This is a genomic window from Nitratireductor luteus (assembly GCF_026162365.1).
GTDB lineage: Bacteria > Pseudomonadota > Alphaproteobacteria > Rhizobiales > Rhizobiaceae > Chelativorans > Chelativorans luteus.
In genome coordinates, this window is record NZ_JAOANW010000006.1 from 254,688 (window position 1) to 268,548 (window position 13,861).

Below are 13,861 nucleotides of genomic sequence, written 5' to 3' on the forward strand. Positions count from 1 at the left end.
TTCCGTGAAACGTTGAACTGGTCTAACTATTTGTTTTTACGCAATTCCGGACGGAAAACCGGTTTCCACTTTTCCTGGAATTGCTCTAGAAGCCCCACGGGCCGATCGCCAGCGACAGTTTCAGGATGAGGCGGAAGACCACGAAGATGCCGAGCGCGATGCCGACGCCGGCAATGGCGGCGGCGAACGGTGTTGCGCCGAGGCGCCAACTCAGGAAGCCGGCGGCGAAGGTCGTCGAGATAATGAAGCCGAACTCGGGCAACGCGTAGGTGTAGGCCACCATGACGACGACCGCGAAGACGATCTCGCCCAAGCGTCCGAGCTTCGGCCAGACCGGCTCGGGGTCTGGACGCAGCAGTGTGTAGAGCGAGCCCAGTGCCAGCACCACGCCGATGGCGATCGGGAAGGCCTTCGGTCCCATCGGATCGGAAATGAAGCCGACCCTGATCTGGGTCGCGAAATAGATGTACAGCAGCGCCAGCACCAGGCATGTGCCGCCGAGAATACGGTCGCTCATCGCTTCCTCTCCTGTTTTTCTGGTTTGGTACAGTCGCGTCCTGCGTTGCCCCCCTCTGCCCTGCCGGGCATCTCCCCCTCAAGGGGGGAGATCATCCCTTCATTGACGTTTCGCTTCGTCTTCGAGAGATTGGCGAAACCGGTGGTGACAGCCAATCTCCCCCCCTTGAGGGGGAGATGTCCGGCAGGACAGAGGGGGGTGCGAAAGGGCGCGGCGTGGACCGCCTCACCCATTCCACACCATGGCGAACGCTACTGCAGGATGCCGATCTCGCGGCTGAGCGCTTCCGTGTCGGCGACCTGCTTGGCGATGAAGGCGTCGAACTCATCGCCGAACCTTGCGAGCGGCATCAGGCCGTTGGTGGCCATGATCTGTTTCCACTCGTCGCTCTCATAGGTCGTCTTGACGGCGTTGACCCAGAAATCATAGGCCTCGTCGCTCATGCCGCCGGGGGCATAGAAACCGCGCCAGTTGGCGCCGACGGCATCGATCCCCTGTTCCCGGGCGGTGGGGAAGTCGGCGAATTCACCAGGCAGACGCTCTTCGGAAAGCACGGCGAGCACCTTGAGATCGCCCGAATCGACGAAGCCCTTGGTCTCTGAAATGTCGCCCGTGAAGGCCTGCACATGGCCGCCCAGAAGCTGGGTAACGGCCTCGCCGCCGCCCTCGAAGGCGACATATTTGATCGTGCGCGCATCATCGATGCCGGCTTCCTTGGCGGCGATGAGCACCTTGAGGTGATCCCAGCCGCCGACCGCCGAACCACCGGCGAAGGAAACCGATTTCGGATCGGCCTTCACCTTCTCGAACAGTTCCGGCAGCGTGTTGATCGGCGAATCCTTGGATACGGCGATCACGCCGTAATCGGCGCCGACGGTGCCGATCCAGCGCACCTGATCCTGGTTCGCACCGGGAAACGCACCCTGGGCAAGCCTGGTGGTAGTGGCCGAGGATGCGGCGACGATGAGATCGTTGTTGGTGTTGCGCTTGGCGACGACCTCGGCGAAGGCGACGCCGCCGCCGCCGCCGGCAAGATTGGTCACCTGCACGGGGCCGGGCACGATCTTCAGATCATAAAGCGCCTTGCCGACCTGGCGGCAGGTGAAGTCCCAACCGCCGCCGGCATTGGCCGGCGCGACGCATTCGGTCTGCTTCGGCTCGAAGGAAAAGGCCTGGCCGGTGAAGGCAATAGCGGCGAAAAGGGTTGCAGCGCCTGCTGCAGCGAGCTTTCTCATTGGATATCCTCCCATATTCCTGCCGCACGTGTTTCGTGCGAAGGTTCGCCGAAGATAAGTCGGCAAGCTGTCATTAAGCTGTCAGATCGGGGAGACGATTTTCGTGCGCATCCTGGTGGTCGAGGATACGGAGGACGTGGCGGAAGCCATCCTCGCCCATTTCCAGAAGCAAGGCCATGTGTGCGAGCATGCCGCAACGCGCGAGGATGCGGCGCATTTCGCCGGCCTCGACCCGTTCGACCTGATCATTCTCGACCTCAACCTGCCCGACGGCTCTGGCCTTGATTTCCTCAAGCATCTGCGGGCGGAAAAGAACATGGTGCCGGTGCTGGTGCTGACGGCGCGCATGCATGTGGACGACAAGATCGACGCGCTCGACTTCGGCGCCGACGATTATCTGGTCAAGCCTTTCGACCTGCGCGAGCTCGAAGCGCGCGCTCGGGCGGTCAGCCGCCGGCAGTACGGCGCGGCGGACACTATCGTCGAGATCGGCAACCTGAAATGCAACTTCGCCGCACGCACGGTGCGGATCGGCGACCGCGACATCGAGCTGACGCGGCGCGAATTCATCCTGCTCGAGGCCTTTGCCGGCGGCCTCAACCGGGTTCTCGACAAGGATGACCTTTACTCGCGGCTCTACGGCCTGACCGGTGAAGCCGGCCTCAATGCAGTGGAGGTCTATGTGGCACGGCTACGGCGCAAGCTGGAAGGTGCGGACCTTGAAATCAAGACGCTCCGCGGCCTCGGCTATCAGGCCGTCAAGAGGACGCCATGATCGGGTTTGGTGGGATCGGGTCTGGGACCGCACCCGGCCACGCGAGGCCTGTCTCGTCGGCCAAGAGCCAGTCGATCGCCTTCCGGCTCGGCCTTGCCATGGTGCTGATCCTGATCGCCGTCGTCACTGCGACGATCCTTGCGGCCAACCAATTCGGCCAGGCGGCGAGCGACGAGACCTTCGACAGGCTGCTGCGCGGGGCGGCCCTGCAGATCGCCGAGCGCATATCGGTGGCGGACGGGCAGACCCAGGTGGACCTGCCGGTCTCCGCCTTCGAGCTGTTGTCGCTGGCGCGGAACGACCGGGTCTTCTACCGGGTCATCGGCCCAGACGGGCGCACGCTGACGGGCTATGACGACCTGCCCCGGCCCGCCCGGCAAAGCCGCGGCGCCGGCGCGGTCATCTATGACGCGCGCTACAAGGGCACGCCGGTGCGTGCGGTCATGCTCACCCGCCAGCTCGCCGAGCGCTCGATCAGCGGCGAGGTGATGATCCTGGTGGCGCAGACGACCGGCGAGCGCAGCGCGCTGGCCACGAGCATCGCCACCCGCGCCGTCCTCATCATCGCCGCCGCCGGCGTACTGCTGCTGTTCCTGGCCCTCATCGTGCTGCGGATCGCGCTGCGCCCGCTGGCGCGCGTCGAGCGGGCGATGCTGATGCGCGAGGCGAACGACCTGTCGCCCATCGACGTGCCGGCGCCGCAGGAAATCGCGATCCTGCTCCAGGCGATCAACCGCTTCATGGGCCGTCTCGACAAGCGCATCGAGGCCATGCAGAACTTCGTCGCCGATGCCGCCCACCAGATCCGCACGCCGATCACCGCGCTGCGCGCCCAGGCGCAACTGGCGCTGGAGGAAAAGGACCCCGCCCGGCTGGAGCGACTGCACAGGAGGCTCTATGCGCGCAGCGTCGGCCTCGGTCGTCTCGCCGACCAGCTTCTGAGCCATGCCTTGATCGCCCACCGCGCCGACACCGCCACCATGGAGAGGATCGATCTGCGGCGGGTGGCGCTGGAGGCGGAGCGCGAAACGCGCGCCGTGGCCGACGAGGCTGTTCTGGTCGAGCTGCCGGACGAGGAGATCTGGATAGAAGGCGATCCCGTCAGCCTGCGCGAGGCCGTCAAGAACCTGATCAACAACGCGATCAGACACGGCCGTCCGCCGGTGACGCTGCGCGTTGCCCGCCAGGGCGATGCCGAGGCGCAGATCGTCGTGACCGACAGGGGCAGCGGCATGTCGGAGGAGGCCGCCGCCCGCATTGGCGAGCGCTTCACCTCGGACGGCATCAGCCCGGAAAGTGCCGGCCTCGGGCTTTCCATCGTCGCCTCGGTCGCCGCCATGCATGGCGCGCGCATCATCCGCCACAAGCCGGAAGGCGGCGGCTTCGCCATCGGCTTCCAATTCCCCATGGACCATTCATGAGAGACCCTTTGAGACTGCTTCTAGCGCTTTCCTTTGTGCTGACGGCGCTTGCGCCGGCGAATGCCGCCATGTCCCGGCTGCCACCGCGCGCCGGCACGGCTTCGGCGACGCTGGTGATCGAAAGCACCACGGATCTGGCCGTGTTCGAACCCATGCTGCTGGCGTTCCAGGAACGCAATCCCGGGGTCGCCATAGCCTATCGCGAACTGACCACGAACGAGCTCGACGCCGATATCGACAGAGCCTGCGCGGAACGCCGCTTCGCCGCCGATCTCGTCGTCTCGTCGTCGATCGACCAGCAGCTGAAGCTCGTCAATGACGGCTGCGCCCTGCCCCTGAACCTGCCGGCGGCGGAAGCCCTGCCCGACTGGGCACGCTGGCGCAACGAGTTGTTCGGCCTCACCTTCGAGCCCGCCGTGACCGTCTATAACCGCGAATGGTTCAGGGACCGGCCGGTGCCGCAAAGCCGCTTCGAGCTCATCGACCTTCTGCGCGACAGCGAGGATTTCGTCGGCCGGATAGGCACCTACGACATCGAAAGCTCGGGCGTGGGCTATCTGTTTGCCTTCCAGGACGCCTTGCAGGCGAGCACCTGGGGCCGGCTGGTGGAGAGCCTGGGGCGCAACGAGGCGCGATTGTTCTGCTGCACGGCGGAGATTCTGGAGTGGGTCGCCGACGGCCGCCTGCTGGTCGGCTACAATGTGCTGGGCTCCTATGCGCTGGAACGCATCGAGCGCGACGACCGGTTCGGCGTCATCCTGCCGTCGGACTACACGCTGGTCATGGCGCGGGCCGCCTTCGTGTCGCGGGAGGCGCGCCAACCTGAAATGGCCGCGCGCTTCATATCCTTCATGCTGTCGCCGGCCGGCCGCGACATCCTCTCCCGCCAGATGCGCCTCCTCTCGCCGGTGGACGGCGCCGACCAGCTCGCGCGCCTGACGGGTCACGACAGTGCCGATCCCCGGGCCGACCCCCAGACGCTGCGGCCCATCGCCATGTCCCCTGCCCTTCTGGTGGGGCTCGACCGCGCCAAGCGCGAAATCTTCCTCAGGCAATGGCGCGCCGCCCTGCCGGCATCGCCGGCAAGCGAGTAGCGGGTACTGGATTACAGTTTCGTTTCACGCCGCGCCCTGCGCTACGGACGCAAGGGCGCGGCGGTGAAACGAAACCGTAGAACTAGAGCATATCTGGTTCTCTCTGAATCGATTTGGGATTCCGGTTCGACCGTATCTGTGATTCAGAATCCATACTGGTGAAGGAGGCCAGCATGGATGACGAAGCCCTGTTCGAATGATCTTCGTGAGCGTGCAGTCGCTGCAATGCAGGCCGGAGAGAGTTGCCGGGCGGTTGGCGGGCGGTTTTCGGTGGCCCCATCAAGCGTGGTGAAATGGACGCAGCGCGCGGCCCGAACCCGCTCGGTGAACCCCGGCCAGATGGGCGGACATCGCAAACCGGTGCTTGAGCCGCATCGGGACTGGCTGCTTGATCAGGTCCGGCGCCGCCCGGAGTTGACGGTGAAAGGGCTGCAGGCGTTGCTGGCCGAGCGCGGTGTGGAAGTCAGCCACGATACGGTCTGGCGGTTCCTGCGTGCCTGCGGGCTCAGTTTCAAAAAAAGACGCTGGTCGCGAACGAGCGCGAGCGCCCGGATGTGAAGCGCCGCCGGGACAGATGGATGCGCCATCAGGGCCGGGTTGATCCGGCGCGGCTGGTGTTCATCGATGAAACCTGGGTAAAGACCAACATGGCGCCGCTGCGGGGCTGGGCACCAAAAGGCGACAGGCTACCCGGAGCTGCCCCGTTCGGACACTGGAACACATCCACATTCATCGCGGCGCTGAGGCACGCCGGATCGACGCGCCATGGGTGTTTGACGGGCCGGTGAATGGCGAGATCTTCCGCACCTATGTCGAGAAGGTGCTGGCGCCCACGCTGAAACCCGGGGATATCGTCGTGATGGACAATCTCGGCAGCCATAAAGGCGAGGCCGTGCGAAGAGCGATCCGCACAGCCGGAGCTCATTTGCTGTTCCTGCCGCCATGTTCTCCTGACCTGAACCCCATCGAACAGGCATTTGCCAAGCTCAAGCACTGGCTGCGAGATGCCGCCGCCCGATCCCGCGAAACCCTCTGGCGCACAATCGGCGATATCCTCGACCAGTTCTCACCGGAAGAATGCGCCAACTACATCCTCAATGCAGGATATGCTTCCGTCAAAACCTGATGCGCTCTAAAGCACCTTGCGCAGGAAAGCTCTCGTGCGCGGGTCGGAGGGGTCCTTGAACATGTGGGCGGGCGGGCCCTGCTCGATGATCCTGCCGCCGTCCATGAAGATTACGCGGTCGGCGATGTCGCGGGCGAACTGCATCTCGTGGGTGACGATCAGCATTGTCTGGCGCGCGTCGGCAATCTTCTTGAGAAGTTGCAGAACCTCGTCGATCCATTCGGGATCGAGCGCCGAGGTCGGCTCGTCGATCAGCATCAGCTCGGCGTCCGCCGCCATTGCGCGGCCGATGCCGACACGCTGCTGCTGACCGCCGGAAAGAGCGGCCGGGTAACTCTCCCCCCTGTCGGCGAGGCCGATGGTGGAAAGGATGTCGCGGGCGCGCGCGTGGGCTTCCTCCTTTGGCCAGCCACGCACAGTGATCAGGCCTTCGGCGATGTTTTCGAGCGCGGTCTTGTTGGCGAAGAGCGCATAGTTCTGGAAGACGAAGGATGTGTGCCGGCGCACACGGCGCTGTTCCGCCGCCGAGGCGGTGCGGGCATCGACGGATATGTCGCCGATGCGAATGTCGCCCTCGTCCGGTTTCTCCAGGAAATTCAGGCAGCGCAGCAGCGTCGACTTGCCGGTGCCTGAAGAACCGATGACGGCAACGCGCTCGCCTTCGCCGATGTCGAGATCGATACCGTCGAGCACGGTGTTGGCGCCGTAGCGCTTTGTCAGTCCGCGAACAGAGATCATCGGGCATGCGCCTTTCCAAGACGGATTTCCAGACGACGCTGAAGGACGGTCAGCGTTTCGACGATGGCCCAGTAGATAAGGGCGACCAGGATGAAGGCCTCGAAATAGAGGAAGCTTCCTGCCGCTTCCTTCTGGGTCGCGCCCATGAGCTCGGTGACGCCGAGCGTGAAGGCGAGCGAGGTGCTCTTGATCATGTCGACGAAGTAATTGACCAGCGTGGGCGCGGCCACGCGCGCGGCCTGCGGCAGGATGATGCGGCGCATCATCTGCGCCGTCGTCATGCCCACCGACAGGGAAGCCTCCCACTGGGAGCGGTCGACGCCGACGATGGCGGCGCGGATGCTCTCGGCCATGTACGCGGCGAAATGCAGCGTCAGCCCCATCACCGCCGCCGTCACACCATTGATGGCGGTGAGGAAGGAAAAGACCTGCGGCAAGCCGTAATAGAACAGGAAGAGCTGTACCAGCAGCGGCGTGCCGCGAAAGAAGCTGATGAAGAAACGGGTGAACCCGTCGAGCACCGGCACCTTCATGACCCGGATGATGGCCATCAGTGAAGCCAGAACCAGGGCCAGCACCATGGCGACCGACGCCATGGCCAGGGTCAGCGGCACGTATTTCAAGAGAACGGGGACGAGCCCCAACATGTAGTCGAGATCGAGTGGTCGCACGGGCCTGGGCTCTTTCCTGGCGGTCTGGTTGCGCGATCCGAAATCCCGTTCGAACGCCGGCGCCGCCCTCACCCTCTACTCGCAACGGGTGGGAGACGGGTGGGGGGCGGCGCCGGCCTCGGTGACCGGAATCGCCTCTGCTACTCCGTAATATCCGCCCCGAACCACTTTTGCGAGATTTCAGACAGCGTGCCGTTTTCCTTCAGCGTGGTGATGCCCGCATCGAGCCGGTCGCGCAGCGCCCGGCCTTCCTCGTCGTCGCGGAAAGGCAGCGCGTTGCGGATCTCCGAGAAGCGCTCGCCGGCCAGCGCCAGCGGCAGCGGCGTTTCCTTGATCACCTGCGTCGCGCTCACGCGATCCATGACGAAGGCGTCGACCCGGCCGAGCGCCGTCTCCTGCTCCAGATTGCTCTCATAGGTCTTGATGTCGATCTCGTCCGCATAGGGAAGCTCGCGCAGGAGTTGCTCGAAATTCGAGCCGAGATTGACGGCGACGGTGCGGCCTTTCAGGTCTTCCGGACCCTGGATCTCGTCCTCGTTGCCGCGCTTGACCACCACCTGGGCGCCGTCGATCACATAGGACTGCGAGAATGCGAACTTCTTCTCGCGCTCCGGCGTGATGGTGATCTGGTTGGCGATGGTGTCGATGCGGCCGGCTTCCAGCGCGCCGACGAGGCCTGAAAAGCTCATGGTGACGAATTCCACGTCGTCGCCCGTCTCTTCGGCAAGCGCATTGATGAAGTCAACTTCGAAGCCCTGCAGCTTGTCCTGCTTGACGAACGTGAACGGGAAATAGCCGCCGGACATGCCCACCTTGATGGTGTCGGCAAGGGAAGCGGAGGTGGATACCGCCAGAAGGGCGGCGGCAAGAACCAGTTTGCGCATTTCAATCTCCATGTCGCGAAACGATTTCGCAAGGAGCGCAAAAAATAGGGATTCCGGAACGGTTTTCTATGGCTTAAGTGCTTTGTCACCGGAAAAAGCAATTCCATTCTGGCTTCCGGGATAACAGCAATCTTTTCATTCTACTCTAACGCGCTGCCGAGTGGACTTGTTCTCCTGCTTCAGCGGACTTAATGGCCGCTAACGGTCCCGAATGCCGGATGGCATTCAAGTCCGGGTTTCGGCTTGTCGCCATTGGCGGCATTGCCCGACGGGTGACACTGGATGGTTCCACTGGGCCCGCCTGGAGCGCCGTGGGTCCATTCGGAAACACAAAGGATGCTCCATCTTCCTGCTTTGCCGATTTTATACAAACGTCAGGCGAGTCCACCTGACTGCAAGGCTCCATAGCCAATTGGCTAGATGGCCGCCGTATTCGGCCAGGCGTATAATGGTTTTTTGGTGCGTTCTGTCGCGGCGGGCGCACCGGCACCGAGACGGCAGCGCTCGCCCCGACCGACGCTCGTTTTGGGAGGATGAAATGCGTCTGTGGTCAATGTACTCAATGGCCGCTGCCCTTGCCGGGCTTGGGCTGTCTACAGCAGTTCTGGCGGCTGACATGAGTGACGAGGAACTGATCGACAATGCAATGTCTGCGGCACCTGAGGCGGTGGCGCGCAATGCGACGGTCATCGCGATCGGCGAAAACGGCGAGATACGAACGCTGAAAGAAGGCACCAACAACTTCACCTGCATAGCGGACGACCCGGGCCCCGGCAACAATCCGATGTGTCTTGACCAGAATGCGATGGCGTGGGCCGAGGCCTGGATGAACAAGACGGAACCGCCAAAAGGCAAGGTGGGGCTTGGCTACATGCTGGCGGGCGGCGCTACGCCGAGCAATGTCGATCCCTTTGCCAAGCCGGCTGAAGGCGCGGAACTGGCGCAGGAGCCGCCACACGTCATGATCTTCAGCTTGCCGGAAATTCCGGCGGACTACCCACAGCCCGGAGATACACCTGACATGTCGCAGCCCTGGGTGATGTGGGCGGGAACACCCTACGAACATCTGATGGTACCCGTTGAATAAGTCCTTCGGTCGGCGCGGGCCGCATATTGCGCCGCGCCGGCCGTCCTTCCTTGCAGCGCGTTCGCATCTCCTGAGCCGGGACTTCCGAATTCCTTCCCCGCCAGTCAGAACGGCGACAACGGTCGGGCCCCAGTGAGGGTATCGAGTTCAGTTTAAGTCACAAGCGGGGCCTGAAATGCCACGCTGGAGTCCATACGGGCTGCATCGGGCGCCATCGACCGCTGTCGGCAATCCGAGCACCGCAAGAACCCCGTTCCGGGTTGGACATTGACCTTGCGCGCCAACCGCGCTTTGTGCGGGTTCGACATATCCATGGAACCTGCCCGCCGCGATGAATCCCCGCGCCACCCATGAGCGTATCGCGCTCTATGCCGCCCTGTCGAGACCGCGCTCGGCTGAACCCTTCCACACTCCCCTCACCTCCCCGCCCATGACACAGCGATTGACACCGTTGCTACGTCCCTCTTATAACTAACCAGTCAGTTACATTCCAATCCTGACGGGAGGAACATATGAAACGTCTCGCGCTCGCCGCATTGGCAGCCACATTTCTCACTCTGCCGGCGCACGCCCAGTGGAAGCCCGACAAGCCCATCAACATCATCGTGCCTTGGTCGGCCGGCGGCTCCACCGATCAGGTGACGCGCGTGGTCGCGCCTATCCTGGAAAAGGCCCTCGACGCACAGATCGTCGTCGTCAACCAGCCCGGCGCTTCCGGCTCGATCGGAACGAAGGCCGCCCTCGATGCGCCGCGTGACGGCTACACCTGGACCGCCAACGCAATCGCCAACAACGCCACCTACGCCGTGACCGGCCTGGTGGAGGACACCAGCATCGAGGACTACAAGATCTACCTGCATGTCGCGAATGTGCCGGTGGTCTCGGTCAACGCCGATTCCGAATACCAGGATTTCGGACAGCTTCTCGAAGCGATGCGGACCGGAGACGCGGTCACGGTCGGCACGGCGGGCGTGAACTCGTCCGGCGGCATGGCTCTGGCGGCCATCAAGGAAGCGGCTGGCGAGATCAATGCCCGCATGGTCTCTTATGACGGCGGCAACCCGGCGGCCATCGCCGCTGCCAGCGGCGAAGTCGTCGCCACCACACAGCTCGCCGTCGAGCAGACCGAGATGATCCGCGGCGGCAGGCTGCGGCCCTTGGCCGTGCTTTCCGACAAGCCGCTGACCGTGGAAGGGCTCGATCCCATTCCGCCGATCACCGAATGGCTGCCGGACATGCACATCGCCGCCGACTATTTCGGCATCCTGATCCCGACCGGCGCGCCGCAGGAGGTCTATGACGCGGTCGACAAGGCATGGGCCGAGCACGTCGCCAATTCCGAGGAACTGCAGACCTACGCCAAGGAGCGCGGGGCGGTGTTCGACCCGGCCTATGGTGAGGAAGCCCTGGCAAAGGCGATGCCCGTCATCATTGCCGAGGCCTGCGCCCGCGTGGAACGCGGCGAGGCCGTCGTCGACCCGTCCGAAATCGGCATCGACTGCAAGGCCGCCAAATAGGCCTGCATCAAATGACGTAGTGGCCGTGCCGGGCTGACCCCGGCGCGGCCAGACCGAGAACCCCGAAAACCGGCAGACCGCAACCATGCGCGCTGATCTTTACACCGCACCGGCCCTGTTCGTTCTGGGCGCCGCGATGAGCTATGGCGGCTATACGATGGACCGGCTGGAAATCCGCCAGATCCATCCGGCCTCGATTCCCGGCCTCCTGCCGATGTTGCTGGGCGCCGCCCTGATGCTTGCTTCCGTCGTGCTCTTTCTGCAGGCGCGCAACGCCTTGGCGAGCGGACCGCAGCCCGAAGCCGACACCGGCTCGACGCGGGATCTGGTGCTGACGGCACTTTCCTGCGGCGTCTATGCGCTGCTGCTTGTCGGCAACATACCCTTTCCGGCCGCCACCGCGATCTTCGTGGCAAGCTTCATCCTCATCTTCGAGGCAGACCCATCCAGGGGTAAAGCCCATCTGGCCCGGATCGCCGCAATCGCAATCGTGCTGGGCGTGGCTGTCGCCGCCGCCACCAGCATCCTGTTCCGCTACGCATTCCTGGTGAGGCTGCCGTGATCGAAGCGTTCACCCGCCTTTTTGACGCCTTCGCGACGCTCTCGACCTTCGAGATGGTGTTCCATGCCGCCTGGGCGACGCTGCTCGGCATCGCAGTCGGCAGCCTGCCGGGCCTGACGGCGACCATGGGCGTAGCGCTTTTGACGACGCTCACCTATTCCCTGCCGCGCGAGGCGGCGATCCTGGTGCTGATCTGCATGTATGTGGGCGCGATATATGGCGGCTCGCGCAGCGCCATCCTGCTCAATATTCCGGGCACACCGGCAAGCGCGGCGACCACGCTGGACGGCTTCCCGCTGGCCAAGCAGGGCCGCGCCGCCTATGCCATGAGCGTGGCCACCACCGGCTCGACGCTGGGCACGCTGGTCGGCATCGTGATGCTGGTGGCCCTGGCGCCGGCGCTTTCGGATCTGGCGCTGAAATTCGGCTCCTTCGAATATTTCTGGCTGGCCGTTTTCGGCGTTCTCATCTCCGGCCAGCTCACTTCCGGCACGACGCCGGTCAAGGGATATATCGCCGGCATTCTGGGGCTCATGGTGGCGATGATCGGTTCCGAGGGCCTCCACGCCCATGTGCGCTTCTCCTTCGGCTTCGACCAGCTGAACGGCGGCATCGGCCTGATCCCGGCGATGGTCGGCGCATTCGGCTTGGCCGAGGTGCTGATGGTGATGTGGCAGCCCAAGGCGCAGGTCGTGCGCTCCGAGCGCGAGAAGGGCGCCGGCCTTCCCCGCTTCATGGAAGCGTGGAAGTACCGCGTGACCGTGCTGCGCTCCGGCATCATCGGCACGATCGTCGGCCTCATACCGGGCGTCGGCGAAGATATCGGCGCGTGGGCCTCCTACGCCGCCGCAAAGCGAAAGAGCAAGGAAAGAGACCAGTTCGGCAAAGGCTCCATCGAGGGGCTGACAGCCGCCGAAACAGGCAACAGCGCGGTCGTGCCGGGCGCCCTGATCCCGGCGCTGACGCTTGCCGTGCCCGGTTCCGCGCCGGCGGCAGTGCTGATCGCCGCCCTTTTCATCCACGGCATCCGCCCCGGCCCGATGATCATGATCGAGCAGCCGGACTTCATCTACCTCGTCGCCGTCATGCTGTTCTTTGCAACGGTGGCGATCTTCATCTTCGGCATATCGCTTGCGCCCGTGTTCGAATTCGTGCTGCGGGTTCCGCGCGAACGGCTGATGCCGGTGGTCTTCACGCTTTGCGTCATCGGCCCCTACGCGCTCACCCAGCGCATCTTCGACATCTGGGTCATGGTGTTTTTCGGCTTTCTCGGCTTCGCCCTGCGACGACTGGGCTACCCCATGCCGCCGCTGGTGCTGGGCATCATCCTGGGCGATCTTCTCGACAAGAACCTGCGCCGCGGCCTGACGCTCAGCGACGGCGATCTGTCGCCCTTCTTCACTCGGCCCTTTTCCATGGTCTTCGTGGCGCTGATCGTCTTCACCATCATGGCCGGCATTCCTGTGGTCAGGCGGCAGGTCGGCCGGCTATCAGGGGCGATTGCCAATATGGGGAGGGGAACATGAGCGACGACCGCACCGTCGACGAACGCTACATGCCGAGGACGCTGAAACCGCGCGCCGACGACGCGCCCAAGCGGGACGCGGAGCGGACCCGGCAGGACATCCTCGCCGCCGCCATGAACGAATTCGCCGAATATGGCGATACGGGCGCCCGCATCGACCGCATCGCGGAGCGAGCAGGCTGCAACAAGGCGCTGATCTATTCCTATTTCGGCAACAAGGAAGAGCTCTACGCCGTGGTGCTGCGCGAGGCCTATATCCAGATCCGGAAAGGCGAGCGCGAGCTGGATCTCAGCGCCCTCGACCCGAAGGAGGCCATCGTCAAGCTGCTGCGCTTCACTGCCCAGCATTTCCACGACAATCCCTGGTTCATGCGTCTGCTCAACACCGAGAACCAGCGCCGCGGGCAGACCATCCGCACCCTGGAAGGCGTCGCGGAAATCAACTCGCACCTGGTCGAAATGCTGCGCGAGATCATCAAGCGCGGGCAGGCAGAGAACCTGTTCCGCCCGGATATCGATCCGGTCGAGCTCTATCTTTCGATAGCCGGCTTCTTCTACTTCCCCCTGTCCAACAGCTACACGCTCTCCATCGTCTTCAAGCCCGGCATCGACACCGACCGATGGCTCGAGGAACGCAAGAAGCACGCCGAGGAAATGGTGCTCGCCTATCTGTTGACGGACAAGGCGACATGACGAGCCGCTTGCCGAA

The 13,861-nt window shown here is 63.9% G+C and carries 13 protein-coding genes and 1 pseudogene; 9 read left to right on the forward strand and 5 right to left on the reverse strand.

Annotated elements, in window-relative coordinates; genetic code table 11:
- Positions 1-85 precede the first annotated feature (85 nt).
- Positions 86-517, reverse strand: coding sequence for a tripartite tricarboxylate transporter TctB family protein (locus N1058_RS10145; protein ID WP_265517391.1), 432 nt, complete (start codon positions 515-517; stop codon positions 86-88).
- Between the two features lie 251 nt (positions 518-768).
- On the reverse strand, positions 769-1,752 hold the full coding sequence (locus N1058_RS10150) for a Bug family tripartite tricarboxylate transporter substrate binding protein (protein ID WP_265517392.1): 984 nt from the start codon (positions 1,750-1,752) through the stop codon (positions 769-771).
- Positions 1,753-1,855: 103 nt separating this feature from the next.
- Here N1058_RS10150 and N1058_RS10155 point away from each other — a divergent pair, with 103 nt between their 5' ends.
- From N1058_RS10155 to N1058_RS10170, 4 genes and pseudogenes are all read left to right on the forward strand, one after another.
- Positions 1,856-2,527: a response regulator transcription factor gene (locus tag N1058_RS10155; protein WP_265517393.1), complete on the forward strand. Its 672-nt coding sequence runs from the start codon at positions 1,856-1,858 to the stop codon at positions 2,525-2,527.
- Positions 2,524-3,948, forward strand: a complete 1,425-nt coding sequence (locus N1058_RS10160) for a sensor histidine kinase (protein WP_265517394.1) — start codon at positions 2,524-2,526, stop codon at positions 3,946-3,948. The genes N1058_RS10155 and N1058_RS10160 overlap by 4 nt, the downstream gene beginning before the upstream one ends.
- 8 nt (positions 3,949-3,956) lie before the next feature.
- The gene (locus N1058_RS10165) at positions 3,957-5,042 is read left to right on the forward strand and encodes an ABC transporter substrate-binding protein (RefSeq protein ID WP_265517395.1); all 1,086 of its coding nucleotides are present in this window, start codon (positions 3,957-3,959) and stop codon (positions 5,040-5,042) included.
- A 177-nt stretch (positions 5,043-5,219) separates the two neighbouring features.
- Positions 5,220-6,168, forward strand: a pseudogene (locus N1058_RS10170) (IS630 family transposase).
- Positions 6,169-6,174: 6 nt separating this feature from the next.
- On the opposite strand, the gene N1058_RS10175 reads toward N1058_RS10170, so the two are convergent.
- The 3 genes from N1058_RS10175 to N1058_RS10185 form a co-directional block, all read right to left on the reverse strand.
- Positions 6,175-6,906, reverse strand: a complete 732-nt coding sequence (locus tag N1058_RS10175; RefSeq protein ID WP_265517396.1) for an amino acid ABC transporter ATP-binding protein — start codon at positions 6,904-6,906, stop codon at positions 6,175-6,177.
- Positions 6,903-7,577, reverse strand: coding sequence for an amino acid ABC transporter permease (locus N1058_RS10180; protein ID WP_265517397.1), 675 nt, complete (start codon positions 7,575-7,577; stop codon positions 6,903-6,905). Before N1058_RS10180 ends, N1058_RS10175 begins: the two co-directional genes overlap by 4 nt.
- 140 nt (positions 7,578-7,717) lie before the next feature.
- Positions 7,718-8,461, reverse strand: coding sequence for an amino acid ABC transporter substrate-binding protein (locus N1058_RS10185; RefSeq protein WP_265517398.1), 744 nt, complete (start codon positions 8,459-8,461; stop codon positions 7,718-7,720).
- A gap of 538 nt (positions 8,462-8,999) precedes the next feature.
- Here N1058_RS10185 and N1058_RS10190 point away from each other — a divergent pair.
- The 5 genes from N1058_RS10190 (at position 9,000) to N1058_RS10210 (ending at position 13,845) form a co-directional block, all read left to right on the forward strand.
- Entirely contained in the window at positions 9,000-9,548 is a 549-nt protein-coding gene (locus tag N1058_RS10190) for a hypothetical protein (RefSeq protein ID WP_265517399.1), read from the forward strand.
- A 512-nt stretch (positions 9,549-10,060) separates the two neighbouring features.
- On the forward strand, positions 10,061-11,065 hold the full coding sequence (locus tag N1058_RS10195; protein WP_265517400.1) for a Bug family tripartite tricarboxylate transporter substrate binding protein: 1,005 nt from the start codon (positions 10,061-10,063) through the stop codon (positions 11,063-11,065).
- Between the two features lie 85 nt (positions 11,066-11,150).
- A complete protein-coding gene (locus N1058_RS10200; RefSeq protein WP_265517401.1) occupies positions 11,151-11,627 on the forward strand; it encodes a tripartite tricarboxylate transporter TctB family protein in 477 nt (158 codons plus the stop codon).
- Positions 11,624-13,153 (forward strand): tripartite tricarboxylate transporter permease, encoded by a 1,530-nt coding sequence (locus tag N1058_RS10205; RefSeq protein WP_265517402.1) that lies wholly within the window; start codon positions 11,624-11,626, stop codon positions 13,151-13,153. The genes N1058_RS10200 and N1058_RS10205 overlap by 4 nt, the downstream gene beginning before the upstream one ends.
- Positions 13,150-13,845, forward strand: a complete 696-nt coding sequence (locus N1058_RS10210; RefSeq protein ID WP_265517403.1) for a TetR/AcrR family transcriptional regulator — start codon at positions 13,150-13,152, stop codon at positions 13,843-13,845. Before N1058_RS10205 ends, N1058_RS10210 begins: the two co-directional genes overlap by 4 nt.
- Positions 13,846-13,861 lie beyond the last annotated feature (16 nt).